At 68.0% G+C, this 12,789-nt stretch carries 13 protein-coding genes; 5 read left to right on the top strand and 8 right to left on the bottom strand.

Going from position 1 to position 12,789, the window contains the following annotated elements:
• Positions 1-9: 9 nt before the first annotated feature.
• The 7 genes from rfaE2 to ACEN9K_RS03375 form a co-directional block, all read right to left on the bottom strand.
• On the bottom strand, positions 10-1,425 hold the full coding sequence (gene rfaE2 / locus ACEN9K_RS03405; protein ID WP_018772197.1) for a D-glycero-beta-D-manno-heptose 1-phosphate adenylyltransferase: 1,416 nt from the start codon (positions 1,423-1,425) through the stop codon (positions 10-12).
• Positions 1,422-2,132, bottom strand: a complete 711-nt coding sequence (locus ACEN9K_RS03400) for a D-sedoheptulose-7-phosphate isomerase (protein ID WP_495635177.1) — start codon at positions 2,130-2,132, stop codon at positions 1,422-1,424. The genes rfaE2 and ACEN9K_RS03400 overlap by 4 nt, the downstream gene beginning before the upstream one ends.
• Positions 2,129-3,394, bottom strand: a complete 1,266-nt coding sequence (locus ACEN9K_RS03395) for a glycosyltransferase (RefSeq protein WP_018772195.1) — start codon at positions 3,392-3,394, stop codon at positions 2,129-2,131. Before ACEN9K_RS03395 ends, ACEN9K_RS03400 begins: the two co-directional genes overlap by 4 nt.
• Positions 3,391-4,425: a glycosyltransferase gene (locus tag ACEN9K_RS03390; protein ID WP_495635176.1), complete on the bottom strand. Its 1,035-nt coding sequence runs from the start codon at positions 4,423-4,425 to the stop codon at positions 3,391-3,393. The genes ACEN9K_RS03395 and ACEN9K_RS03390 overlap by 4 nt, the downstream gene beginning before the upstream one ends.
• Entirely contained in the window at positions 4,422-5,510 is a 1,089-nt protein-coding gene (locus ACEN9K_RS03385) for a glycosyltransferase family 9 protein (protein ID WP_495635175.1), read from the bottom strand. The genes ACEN9K_RS03390 and ACEN9K_RS03385 overlap by 4 nt, the downstream gene beginning before the upstream one ends.
• Positions 5,510-6,046, bottom strand: a complete 537-nt coding sequence (locus ACEN9K_RS03380; protein WP_018772192.1) for a D-glycero-alpha-D-manno-heptose-1,7-bisphosphate 7-phosphatase — start codon at positions 6,044-6,046, stop codon at positions 5,510-5,512. The genes ACEN9K_RS03385 and ACEN9K_RS03380 overlap by 1 nt, the downstream gene beginning before the upstream one ends.
• Positions 6,047-6,275: 229 nt before the next feature.
• Positions 6,276-7,223, bottom strand: a complete 948-nt coding sequence (locus ACEN9K_RS03375; RefSeq protein WP_495635174.1) for a sigma-70 family RNA polymerase sigma factor — start codon at positions 7,221-7,223, stop codon at positions 6,276-6,278.
• 151 nt (positions 7,224-7,374) lie between these two features.
• Between ACEN9K_RS03375 and ACEN9K_RS03370 the strand changes: the two genes are divergently transcribed.
• Positions 7,375-8,415, top strand: coding sequence for an NAD-dependent epimerase/dehydratase family protein (locus tag ACEN9K_RS03370; protein WP_134165215.1), 1,041 nt, complete (start codon positions 7,375-7,377; stop codon positions 8,413-8,415).
• Between the two features lie 56 nt (positions 8,416-8,471).
• Here ACEN9K_RS03370 and ACEN9K_RS03365 read toward each other — a convergent pair whose 3' ends face one another.
• Positions 8,472-9,188: a hypothetical protein gene (locus tag ACEN9K_RS03365; protein WP_144601192.1), complete on the bottom strand. Its 717-nt coding sequence runs from the start codon at positions 9,186-9,188 to the stop codon at positions 8,472-8,474.
• A gap of 187 nt (positions 9,189-9,375) precedes the next feature.
• Between ACEN9K_RS03365 and ACEN9K_RS03360 the strand changes: the two genes are divergently transcribed.
• The 4 genes from ACEN9K_RS03360 to ACEN9K_RS03345 all read left to right on the top strand — a co-directional run bounded on the left by ACEN9K_RS03360 (position 9,376) and on the right by ACEN9K_RS03345 (position 12,789).
• Positions 9,376-10,365, top strand: coding sequence for a hypothetical protein (locus tag ACEN9K_RS03360; protein WP_495635173.1), 990 nt, complete (start codon positions 9,376-9,378; stop codon positions 10,363-10,365).
• Positions 10,365-10,796 (top strand): phage holin family protein, encoded by a 432-nt coding sequence (locus ACEN9K_RS03355; RefSeq protein ID WP_026265945.1) that lies wholly within the window; start codon positions 10,365-10,367, stop codon positions 10,794-10,796. Before ACEN9K_RS03360 ends, ACEN9K_RS03355 begins: the two co-directional genes overlap by 1 nt.
• Positions 10,793-11,455 (top strand): DUF3618 domain-containing protein, encoded by a 663-nt coding sequence (locus ACEN9K_RS03350; protein ID WP_134164841.1) that lies wholly within the window; start codon positions 10,793-10,795, stop codon positions 11,453-11,455. The genes ACEN9K_RS03355 and ACEN9K_RS03350 overlap by 4 nt, the downstream gene beginning before the upstream one ends.
• A 104-nt stretch (positions 11,456-11,559) precedes the next feature.
• Entirely contained in the window at positions 11,560-12,789 is a 1,230-nt protein-coding gene (locus ACEN9K_RS03345) for a YihY/virulence factor BrkB family protein (RefSeq protein ID WP_495635172.1), read from the top strand.

Raw genomic sequence — 12,789 nt, 5'->3', positions numbered from 1 at the left:
CAGGGAGGTTCAGCTGACCTTGGCGAGTGCGTCCGCCAGGCCGGTGGTGGAGCGGGCCGGGTGGAAGGGGACGGTGAGGCAGCGGCCGCCCCAGCTTTCCACCAGGTCCGTCTCGGGCAGGCGGGCGCCCTTGTAGTCGCCGCCCTTGACCCAGATGTCCGGACGCAGACGGTCCAGGACGGCTTCCGGTGTGTCCTCGTCGAAGACCATCACGGCGTCCACGCATTCCATCGCCAGGAGCAGCTCGGCCCGGTCATGCTGGCCGATGATGGGACGCTCCGGCCCCTTGAGCCGGCGCACCGAATCGTCGGAGTTGAGGCACACGATCAGGCAGTCCCCCAGCTCCCGGGCTGCGGTGAGTGTTCGGACGTGGCCGGCGTGGATCAGGTCGAAGCAGCCGCCGGTGGCAACCACTTTTCCGCCGTTTTCACGGACCGAACGGGCCAGGAGCAGTGGTTCGGTGGTACGCCGGCCGGGCGCCTGCGCCGGCCCGCGATGTCCGGGGGCGGCATCTTCCCCACCGGCATCGGGCAGGGCCGACACTCCTCCGGCGGCCAGGAAATCGGCGGCATCGTGGACCGCCAGGGCCGCCGCATCCGGCAGGTCGCGGCCGGCCAGGAGGTGCACCGCCAGGCTGGCTGCCAGCCGGTCGCCTGCCCCGCAGGGATCGCCGGCCTCCACCCTCGGCGCGGGAACGGAACGGGCGGCGGTACCGCCCCGCTGCAGCAGCACGGCCCCTTCCTCGCCTTTGGTCACCAGCACCGCCTGGCTGCGCCAGCGTTCCAGCAGGACCCCTGCCACGGCTGCGGCTGGGTCTGCGGAATCCGCCTGGGCGGAGCCCTTCCCCGGACCGGACTGCACCGCCTTGGTGGCCTCGGAGATATTCGGGGTCACCACGGTTACGCCTGGCACCGGTTCGGGCCCCGAGGGATGCGGGTCCCAGATGACCGGCACCCTGTCCGCGAGCCGGGCCAGCACGTCGCGCAGCTGCGGGTTGGCTGCCAGTCCCCGGCCGTAGTCCGCCACGATCACCACGCCGGCTTTTTCCACGGCGCGGAGCATGGCGGGGCTGACCTCCGGGACCGGCGTCTTTTCACAGCCCTGGTCGAAGCGGACCACCGGATGGGAACCCGCCCGGACCCGGGTCTTGACGGGCGAGGGATAGCTGCTGCTGCCCGCGACGAGCCGCACGCCGGCCAGCTGCGCACGCAACTGGCTGCCGGCGTCGTCGTTGCCAAGGACCGTCACCAGCGTGACGGGCCAGCCGTCCTGGGCCAGCATGCGCGCCACCAGGCCTGCGCCGCCGGCGCGGCGGCGGACAGCCGAAACGTCCACCACGGGAACAGGGGCGTCCGGGCTGAGCCGGGTGGCCTCACCGGAAAGGTCGACGTCCAGCATCACGTCTCCCACGACGACGATCCTCATGGCCGGCCACCTCTGGGGAACCCTGGGACCACTGACGGGGTGTGCCGGGCAACCTCAAGGTCGAAGGCCCGGCACACGGCATGCAGGGCGATCAGGTGCCCTTCCTGGGCGTTGGCGTTCCGGGCGTCGATCATGACGGCCTGGTCGCAGACGTCCGCCAGCGGGTTCGGGCCGGAGCCGGTGAGCGCCCAGGTGGTCACGTTGAGCCGGGAGGCCGCTTCCGCGGCGCGCAGCAGGTTGGGGCTCTTGCCGCTGGTGGACAGCAGCATCAGCACGTCACCGGAGCGGCCATGCGCGCGGACCTGCCGGGAAAAGACTTCGTCGTACCCGTAGTCGTTGGCGATGGCGGTGACCGCCGATGACTCCGCGTGCAGGGAAATGGCGGAGAACGGGACCCGCTCGCTGTCGAACCGGCCCACCAGTTCGGCGGTGAGGTGTTGCGCCTCCGCGGCTGAGCCGCCGTTGCCCGCGGCCAGGAGCCGCTGGCCGCGCAGCAGGCGCTGTGCCAGCTCCACGCCCCAGGCAGCCAGCCGGCCCGACTGGCTGCGGAGCGAATCAAGCGCCGGAATGACGTTGTCCAGGTGGGTGCGGACGGCCTCGGCGCTGGCGGCATCCACGAACGTGGCGCCCGGGAGCACAGCGGGCAGGGCCGGTGCTGCGGTCAGGGTACGGAGGTCTGCTTCACGCAGGGACGATTCAGCAGTCACAGGGCGGCTCCTTCCATCGGTACGATCCCGGCCGAAACGCTGGCCGGGGCACCGGCCATGGCCAGCTGGTATGCCTTTTCGGTTTCCGCTGCCACCCGGTCCCAGGAGTAACGGGTGCGCGCGCGCCGCTCCCCGGCCTGGCCGAGCTTCGTCCTGAGGGCGGGGTTTTCCAGCAGCAGTGACAGTGCCGAGGCAATGGCTTCAGGGTCCCGCGGCGGGACGTGCAGGCCGGTGGTGTGGTCAACCACCGTGTCCCGGAGGCCGCCAACCGCTGCTGCCACCACCGGAATGCCGCATGCCATGGCTTCCAGCGGCACGATGCCAAACGGTTCATACCAGGGTGCGCACACCACGGCATCGGCACTGCGGAAGATGCCGGGCATCTCCGCGCGGGACACCTGCCCCTGCAGGGTCACGTGTTCAGACACGCCCAGCCCGGCGGCGAGGTCCAGCAGGCGCCGGATTTCGGGGTCGGCGTGCATCACGTTCGTGTCGCCGCCCCCGCCCACGATCAGGAGTTCGACGTCGTCGAATCCCGCCGCCTTGAGGTACGGGAGCGCACGGATCACCAGGTCCACACCCTTGCGTGGCACCAGCCGCCCCACAGACAGGATCCGGTAGCGGCGCTTCCTGGCTGCCACCGGCCCCTCTGCAGAGAAGAAGCCCAGGTCCACGCCGCAGGGTGCAATGGAGATCTTGCCGGTGGCGATACCCATGGCCTTGAGCTCGAAAACTTCGTCTGAGCAGGTGGCGATGATCCGGTCGGCAGCTCGTCCCACGCCGGGTTCCAGCCAGCGGCGTGCCTCCGGGCTGGTGTCCTCCGCGCCCTGGTGCCTCCGCTTGACGGTGCCCAGCGCATGGAACGTTTGCAGCATGGGCACGCGGTATCCGGCATCGGGCCGCCTGGCCGCCTCCAGGGCTGCCAGGCCGGACATCCAGAAGTGGCCGTGCACCACATCCGGCGGCCGATGCCCCCAGTCCCTGGCCACGCCGTCCGCGAGGTCGCCCATGTAGGGCAGCAGCTGGTCCTTGGGCACGTGGCGGGCGGGCCCGGCGTCCACGTGGACCACTTCGAACCGGCGCCCCACCCGGACCCGTGCGGGAAGCTCCGTTGCGTCCCTGCGGGTGTAGACGGTGACGTGGTGGCCGCGCTTGGCAAGGGCCTCGGACAGCGCGGCAACGTGTACGTTCTGCCCGCCTGCATCCACCCCGCCCAGTGCCGCCAGCGGACTGGCGTGTTCAGAAATCATGGCGATCTTCATGGTGTCTTCCTCTCCCGCGCCGGAACGAGGATCCGCTCTTCCGGCCGCTCGTTAACGGGGTGCCGCGGATGGTTCCGCAGGTCCGCCAGGAGCTCATCCCAGCGGTCCTGGAACTTGCCCAGGCCGTAACGCTCGAGTGCCGCCTCCCGGGCGGCAACTCCCCGCCGTCGGGCTTCATCCGGATTGGCCACCAGCCGCGCCGCGCAACGGAGCAGCTCGTCGACGTCGGCCGAGACCACGCCGGCTTCCTGCGGCACGGCACGTGGGGCCTCGGTGGTGGCAAGCACCACCACCGGCATGCCCAGGTGCATGGCTTCCAGGAGGGACAGCCCCAGCGAGGTCCAGCGCATGGGATGGACGTAGACCCGGCAGCGGGCAAGTTCCCGGTGCAGGTCCCGGGTCTTCAGGTCGCCCCGGGACGTCACGCGTGAAGCCTCGATTCCGGTGGCTGCCGCCAGGCCCTCTGTCTTCATGCCGAACACCTGCAGCGGCGCCACCGACGCGAAGGCCGGCAGCAGGTCGGTTCCTGTGACCCGGCCGCGGCGGACCGGTTCGTTGACCACTACCCCCAGTTCCGGCAGTTCACCGGTATAGAGCTGGCCAGGGTCCGGGATTCCGTGCTCGATCACCGTGGTGGGAGCGGAGCCGTTGTCCCAGGCCAGGCGGTTGAAGTGGGTGACGTGGACCACCGGGATGCTGGTTTGGTCCGCAAGCGGGTGGCTAATGTTCGGGAAGTTGCCTTTGGGCGTGTTGTGCTCCACGAACACGGCCGGAAGGTCGACGCCGGGCATCCGGCCCAGGGTTCGGACCACCTCATCGATCTCTTCCGGGCGTTGGAGGACGACGGCGTCCACGGCGTCAGGGTGGAGCGTCGCCAGGTCCACCTCCCGCGCTGATTCCGGCCAGTCCCTGCCGGCGCGGCCCAGGCCCCATGCGCCGCCTCCGGGCAGGACGGGAAGCAGGTACTCGTGGCGGCCGCGGACAAAGGCGTCCGTCCAGGAACCGTGGACATGCCAGAGCAGGATTCTCATCTGTTGCGGGCCTTTCTACGGGTGCTGACATGGGTGCTGAAGGAGCTCACTCCGCTGATCAGGCGTTCCACCGCTGCCACCACTTCCTCCGGCGATACGGAGTCGAGGCAGGGGTGGCCCGGGACGGGGCAAAGCCGGGCGCGGGACATACGGCAGGGTGCGTTCTGGTCCCCGAGGAGTTCCAGGGGCACGCCATAGGGCGCCCACCGGATGGCCGGGACCACAGGGGAAAACAGGCACGCCACGGGTGTGCCCACCGAGGCTGCCAGGTGGGCCGGTCCGGTGTTCCCGGTGACCACCGCATCGGCTCCGGCCATGACGGCGGCCATGGTGGGCAGGTCGGTGCGCCCGCCGAGGTCCACCGCAGAGGGGCCGGCCACCGTGGCGGTCAGCGACTCCTCGCCGGGTCCGCCGGTCACCACCACCCGGTACCCGGCACCCTGGAGGAGTTCGACGGCGGCGGCATGGTGCAGCGGGGGCCACGCCCTGGCGGGAACAGCGGCTCCGGGGTGGACCACAACGTACGGTTCGTCACCCACCAGGCCCGTCACGTCCGGACCGGACTTCACGCGCAGCTTCCCGTCGTCGCCCGCGGGAAGCCGGAAACCTGCGGCCTCGGCAATGCCCAGTGCCCGCTCCGCCTCGGGCTGGTCTTCGGGGAAGTCCTCCCCCGGCTTGAGGCGGACATCCAGCAGGGAGCCGGCGTAGTCAGTGGAGGCGCCGGTGATGCGTTCCACTCCTGCCAGCCGCAGCAACAGGGCCAGCGGCAGCGGCGACTGGTGGAAGGACGTGAGGATGACTGCTTCGGTGATCCGGGAATTGCGGACATACTCGATCAGCCGGTCGGCGTGCGGCCCGGTCATCCCGGGCGCCGGGTTCATAATCCAGGGACTGTCCCAGCTGTACACCTCAGCGGCGCCAGGGAGCATCGCGGCCGCAGCTTCACCCTGCCTGCCGCACAGCATCACCACGTGGTTGGTGCTGCCGCCGTACTGGGCACGGCCGTTGGCTACCGCCCGCACGGCCGGACCTGCCAGCAGGACATCGCCCATGCTGTCCAGCCGGGCCACCAGGACGCGCCCCATCAGGGCGTCCCCTGCAGCAGGCCGACGGCGGACGCCAGGTCGGAAGCAACCAGCCGCGCCGCAGCCACCTCCTCGGCACGGGTCACGGGGGTGGGAACCAGGACTCCGGTGGCGCCGGCCGCTTCGGCAGCACCGACGTCGGCGCCAATGTCCCCAATCAGGGCGGCCTCCGAGGCATGGATGCCAAGTTTGCGGCAGGCGCTGTGGACCATCCCCGGAGCGGGTTTCCGGCATGTACAGCCGTCCTGCTCCGCGTGGGGGCAGACTTCCCACACGTCAAAAGGTCCCAGCAGTTCTTCCACCCGGGCGTTGACTCTTGCCACGTCCCCGGCCGAGATCAGGCCGCGGGCAATGCCCGACTGGTTACTGATCACGCCGGTGGCGATACCCTCCGCCCGCAGGCTGTCCAGCACGGCCTTGGCGCCGGGCATTGGCCGTACTTTGCCGGGGTCCCCGTTGTAGGGCACATCGATCACCAAGGTTCCGTCCCGGTCGAACAGGACAGCGCGGAGCTTGGATCTTTCAGAGCTTCCCATGACCAAACAGTTCCCTCCTGCTGATGCTCCTAAACAGGGCCACGGCCTCTTTCAGCCGCAGGAGCGTGTTTCCTTTCGGCGGCTGAACAGGCAAGATAGGATGCCTGTTGCTGCAGGCACTCCCTCCGGGGCGCTTCGCAGCCCCTCCCGGCAGCCGGCGATGATGTGCTTCCGCGGCCGCCACCCGCCGTCGTCCGTTGACTGCGCGGGTCCGGTCGAAGGCCGGGCTTTACCTGGTCCCCGCACCGCCGAAGCGGCGGCCGGCACCTGCGCCGGTGTGCCCGTTCCGGGCACGGCGGAAAGGCGCGGGGTGGTTGGCTGTCCGGCCTGCCGGCACAACCCGGGAGGAGGTCCCATTGCCGGCGGCATCCTCCGGCGCGCCGAACTGGGCGCCGGCCTCCAGGCGCCGCTGCAGTTCCACCAGCACCTTGGCCAAACGGCGGGACACCTGCATCTGGGACATCCCCAACCGCTTCCCCAGCTGCACCTGCGTCTCCTCACAGAAGTAGCGCCGGTACAAAAGCTCCCGGTCGGAGTCATCCAGGTCCTGCATGGCGTCCCGCAGGCAGGCGAGTTCCTCAAGCCGTTCCAGAGGCGTCTCGGGGCTTGCCAGGACGTCGCCGATGGACGGGGCATCCGAGTTGGGGTTCACGGCGTCAAGGGAGTCCGGGTGCATGCTGCTGGATGCCGAGATGGCCTCCTGCACCTCAGCCGGGTCGCTTCCCAATTCGCTGGCCAGTTCGGCGACGCTGGGATTCCGGCCCAGGGATTGGGTCAGTTCCGGCTCTGCACGGAACAGCCGCGTTCTCAGATCCTGGATGTGGCGTGGCGGGCGCACAACCCAGGTCCGGTCGCGGAGATACCTCTTGAGTTCGCCCGTGATGGTGGGCGCGGCGTAGGCCGGAAAGCTCTCGCCCTTGGCCTGGTCAAAGCCGCGGGCCGCTTTGACCAGGCCAAGGTAGGCCACCTGGTTCAGGTCTGCCCGCTCCCGGCCGCGGGCCTCAAAACGGGCGGCCAAAGCCTCGGCGAGGTCCAGGTACCGGAGGACCAGTTCGTTTTCAAACGTTTCCCGCAGCCGTCCTGAGGTTGCGGGAGGAGTGGGTTGTTGTGCCGGTTCGGGCTGTTGGCAGCGGACAGGGGCAGCGTCCACGGCAAATGCGGCAAAGGATTCGGGCATGAGTGTTGGTTTCCCTCGGTCTGGTTCCGAAAGCCTGCGGCAAGACTTAGAAGCAGCAAATCATAAGGTTGCTTATAAAACAATGCTTCTCCGCTGTAGGCTCGTCCTGAAGGGCCCGCAACCAGTCCAAGCGTGCAAAGGAGTCGTTGGCATGCGCATTGCCATCACCGGGGCCAGCGGAAACGCGGGAACAGCACTGCTGCGCAACCTGCAGGGCCACGTCGCCCGAAAGCCCGGGAGCCTGCAGTTGGTTGGCATCAGCCGGAGGGTGCCTGACACGTCCCGGGACCCCTACGGCGGCGTGCAGTGGCACAGCCTGGACGTGGGCCTGGAACAGGACAGGCCGCTGCTCGAGAAGGCGCTCGAAGGGGTTGATTCCGTCGTCCACCTGGCGTGGCAAATCCAGCCGAACCGCGATTTGCCCCTCCTGCACCGCACCAATGTCACAGGCACCAGGAATGTCCTCGACGCTGCCGGAAAGATGGGCGTCAAACAGGTTGTCTGCGCCTCGTCCGTCGGCGCCTACAGCAAGGCGGACAAAGACCGGCGCAGGGACGAGTCCTGGCCCGCCACCGGGATGGCCGGATCGCATTACAGCCGCCACAAAGCCGAGCAGGAAAAGCTCCTTGACCAGTTCGCCGCCGCTGAACCGGAGATTTCGGTCGCCAGGCTGCGGCCGGCCCTCATCTTCCAGGGAAACGCAGGGAGTGAAATTGGCAGGTACTTCCTGGGAAGGGTTCTTTCGCAGCTCGTACCCCGCAAACCCTGGGTTCCATTGCTGCCGGTCCCGGACAACCTGGTCTTCCAGGCCGTGCACGCGGACGACGTGGCAGAGGCCTATTGGCGGGTGGTGGACCAGCGGGCCAGCGGAGCCTTCAACATCGCCGCCGAGCCGGTTTTGACCCCGCAGGAACTGGGCCGCATCCTGGGCGCCAAGAGGATCCTCCCCATCCCCATGCGGCTGCTTCACGCCGTGGTGGACTTGACGTGGCGGGCACGTATCCAGCCCACGGATTCCGGATGGGTGGAGATGGCGGCGGGCGCGCCCATCATGGACACCAGCCGCGCACAACGGATCCTGGGGTGGGAACCACGGGTGTCATCAATAGACGCCGTCAAGGAAGTCCTCGCTGGCATGGGAACGGGGGAAGGCGTTGGCCCTTCCCCCGTCCTCAAGCCGCGGCGGCCCTAGCGCTTAAGACCCCGGGCTCAACCACTGCGGCCGCCGCCTGCGGCCGCTTGCGGACCTTAGATACGCGGGTTTTCCCTGCCGCGCGCATCACGTCCCGTGGGGGTGTCTGGATTTTCCGAACTAGTTGGATTTTCCGAAGTGCCCGTATTTCCCGGGGTGCCAGTCTCATCGCGATGACGCCTCCGCTCGGATTCGGCGCCAGTCATGCCCACCGGCATATCCGACTCGTTTCCGCCGTCAATCGTGCCGCGGCTGCCGCGGCCGTCATGTGGCAGGTCGGCATGTCGGCCCTCCACGTATCCCGCGTCCCCGCCCGTAGCCCGGCCGGCACCAGCGTCGGCAGGTCCACGCCCGTCATGGCCGGCATTCCCGTATTCCGCCTGGCGGCCGTCTGGGCCCGCCGCCTGGTCCCGCCGGCCATCCCGGCCGACGTCGGGATCGAGCTCGTCCGCCTTCCGGGTGTGGCTGGCTACGTCGCCGCGCAGGGCCTGCGCCTCATGGGCCCGCTGCTCGGCTTCCTGCCGAAGGCGCGCCGCGTCGACCTGTGCCTGTTCGGCGTCGGCGCGTGCCCGAGTGGCCTTGGCTTCCCTCTCGCGGGCGTCGATTTCCATGTTCTCGGCTTCACGCCGGATCTCTGCCGCCTTTTCCCGGTGCTCCTGGTCCCGCTTCTGCTGGAGGGCCTTCCGGCGCTTTCCGCCGGCCAAAAGGAGCACCACGATCAGTGCAATGACAACGATGGCAACTATCACCCAAACCCATGGAGCTGTATCCATGTTTCCCACCACTTTCCACTTCGTTGTGACCGGGCAGGCCCTCGCCATTCCGGCTGACATTTTTGGAACGGTTATAACTCGCTTAGCAAGGGTACTTACTTTTTATTAGTAACCATGCTTATCATTTTACGGCCAGTATTGCTGGTTCTTGATCAACAACCGGCCTTCTTGGAAAGAGAGAGCGAAGATGACAGAGAACCAATGGCCCGAGGACCCCGCTTACACGACTCCTCCGGGCAGCACAGGAATCCCCGGTGAACGGGAGGCCACCACCTTCCCGTCAACCGCCAGCCCATACGCGGGCGAGGCCGGAACCGGCTACCCCACCACCGGTGACACCTCTGCGTCCTCGCGCAAAGACGCTGCCAAGGAAGAAGCAGCCGATGTGGCCCGGACCGCTGCCGGATCCGCCCAGAATGTAGCGGAGACCGCCAAGGGCGAGGCCGCGAATGTGGCCCACGAGGCCAAGCTCAATGCCCAGGACCTGCTCCACCAGGCCAAGTCGGGCCTGACCACCCAGGCCGGCACGCAGCAGCAGAAGGCCGCCGAGGGCATCCGCAACATTTCCAGCCAGCTGCACAGCATGGCCAGCGCCCCGGACCAGCAGGGCATGGCCAGCGACCTTGTCCGGCAGGCAGCCGAGCGGACCTCCTCCATTGCGTCCTGGCTGGAGAACCGGGAACCCGGTGACCTCCTGACCGAGGTCCAGCGGTACGCCCGCAACAATCCCGGCACGTTCCTGCTCCTCGCCGCCGGCGCCGGTGTCCTTGCCGGACGCCTCACCCGCGGCCTCACCGCAGGCGCCCCCGACACTTCATCCACTTCTGCCGGCACCAGGACATCCGGCCTGTCCGGCCAGTACTCCGGCACCCCCTACGGTGGCCAGTACAACCAGACAAGCCCCGTTGCCGGCGGGACCGTTCCTCCGCCTCCGGTCCAGCTCCCCGGCCCGGCCACCACTACGGCCGGTTACGACGGCGGTGCACCGGGCAGCAGCTATCCGGAGGCAGCGGGGCCGGCCAGCGGCCTGGACAGCCCGCAGCTGGTGGAAGAACCGTGGTCCGGAAACCAGCTCTCGGACGATCCGCTGCGTGACCGCGCACTCGCCGACGATCCCATGGCAAACGACCCCCTCACGCAGGACCGCAGCCGGGGCGGCCAGACGGGTGGCCTGTAATGAGTAGCCAGATTCCGGAAATGCCGCCGAGTGCGGCGCATGTGAAAGCGGACAACGCGTCCCTGGGCGAGCTGCTGGGCGACGTAACCCGGGACCTGTCCACCCTGATGCGCCAGGAAGTGGAACTGGCCAAGGCCGAACTCAAACAATCCACCTCCCGCGCAGGGAAAGGCGCCGGCATGCTCGCCGGCGCCGGCGTCGGCGGACACTTCGTCCTGCTCTTCCTCTCCCTGGCCCTGATGTGGGCCCTGGGCGCCATCATGCCCCTGGGCTGGTCCGCACTGATCGTCGCCGTCATCTGGGCCATCATCGCCGCCGTCCTGGCCTCCATCGGCCGCAAGGAACTCAAGCAGATCAAAGGCCTGCCCCAAACCGGGGAAACCCTCTCAGAAATTCCCCCAACCCTAAAACCAGGTGAGGTAAACCGATGAGCGAAAACCCTGACGTCATCCGCGCAGACATAGAAGCCACCCGGGCACGCCTGGGCACCAACGTGGACGCCGTGGCAGACAAGGTCACCCCGTCCAACATCGTCCACCGCCAAACCGACAAGGTCAAAGACGCCGTCACCGGCGTCAAGGAGAAAATCATGGGCGCCGCAGACAACGCCACCACCAGGGTCCACGACACCACCGCCACCGGCGCCGGGCACACCACCAACGCCATGCACACCGCCGGCGACAGCCTCCACCAGGCAGGCGACACCGTCTCGACCAAACTCAGCGACGCCGGCCACGCCGTCTCCGCCGCCCCGGACCAGGTCAAAGCCAAAACCGCCGGCAACCCCCTCGCCGCTGGCCTGATCGCCTTCGGCGCCGGACTCCTGGTCTCCTCGCTGATCCCGGCAAGCCAGAAGGAACGCGAAGCCGCGGACCAGCTCAAAACCGCAGCCCAGCCCCTGGCAACCCAGGTCACCGACGCCGCCAAAACCATGGCCCAGGACCTCAAGGAACCAGCCCAGGAAGCCATGGAAAACGTCAAGGCCACCGCCACCGACGCCGCCCAAAACGTCAAACTCGAAGGCCAACAAGCCGCCACCGACGTCAAAGACCGCGCCACCGACGCCAAAGACCACGTCCAAAACACCTGATCAGTCCAGCACCGCACCGTAAGGCAATAGTTTCGTTCGGCAGGCCGGCACCGCCACTCCGCGGGCCGGCCTGTTCGTTTCGCCCCTGATTGAGAGGACACCCCATGGCCACTCACGACGATTCCGAGACCAGTACCGCCAAGGCGGGCCAGGCTCCGGATCCAAACGACGCAAGGAAACCCACCAGCCCGAGGGACCTGGACAAACCGTCCTGGAAATACATAACCAGGAAGACCCTCCGGGAGTTCAGCAAGGACCAGTGCCCCGACCTGGCAGCAGCCCTGACCTACTACGCGGTCCTGTCGCTGTTCCCCGCCCTGCTGGCACTGGTCTCACTTCTTGGCCTCTTTGGCGATCCCCAGAAGACCACTAATGCCTTGCTGGAAATCGTGCGCGGCTTCGCTCCTGCCGAGACCGTCAATACGATCAGCGGTCCCGTCTCGGAACTGACGAGTGCCCCGGCGGCCGGGCTCACCCTGGTGATCGGCCTTGCCACCGCCCTGTGGTCGGCATCCGGCTATGTTGGCGCCTTTGGGCGGGCGATGAACCGGGTTTACGAGGTGGATGAAGGGCGCGCCTTCGTGAAGCTCCGTGGCACCATGCTGGCCGTCACCCTCCTGGCCGTGGTCGTCGTGGCACTGTTGGCCGGCATGCTGGTCCTCAGCGGGCCGGTCTCCGAGGCCGTGGGCGGGCTCATCGGCCTCAGCGGCCCGTTCCTCATGGTCTGGAACATCGCCAAGTGGCCCGTCATGATCGTCCTGATCATCGCCATCATTGCTGTCCTCTACTACGCCACGCCCAACGTCAAGCAGCCCAAGTTCCGCTGGATGAGCATGGGCTCCGGAATCGCGCTGGTCGTGTTCCTGATCGCCTCGCTGGGCTTCGGCTTCTACGTGGGTAACTTCGGCAACTACAACAAGACCTACGGCGCCTTGGGCAGCGTGATCATCATGCTGCTCTGGCTCTGGATCCTGAACATGTCCCTGCTCTTCGGTGCTGAGTTCGACGCCGAAGTGGAGCGGGGGCGCCAGCTCCAGGCCGGCATCAAGGCGGAGGAGACCATCCAGTTGCCCCCGCGGGATACCAAAAAGAGCGAAAAGATGCAGCAGCAGATCGAGGAAGACATCAAGCACGGCCGCGAACTCCGGGAGAAGTACTCCTCGGAGAACGGCGGTAACGGCTCCGCCGACAGCCAGGACGGGCAGCCTGCCGGCAATGGCCGGGACGGCGGCCACCACGGTGAGCGGCACCGCGACAGGGTCCGCGAGAAGGTACAGCACCGCGCTGGCAACGGGGAGTCCGACGACGACGGCCGGCCAAGCGGGAAGGCGTAG

Source organism: Pseudarthrobacter sp. Pseusp20, assembly GCF_059492155.1.
This window is presented reverse-complemented; position numbering and strand designations above follow the sequence as displayed.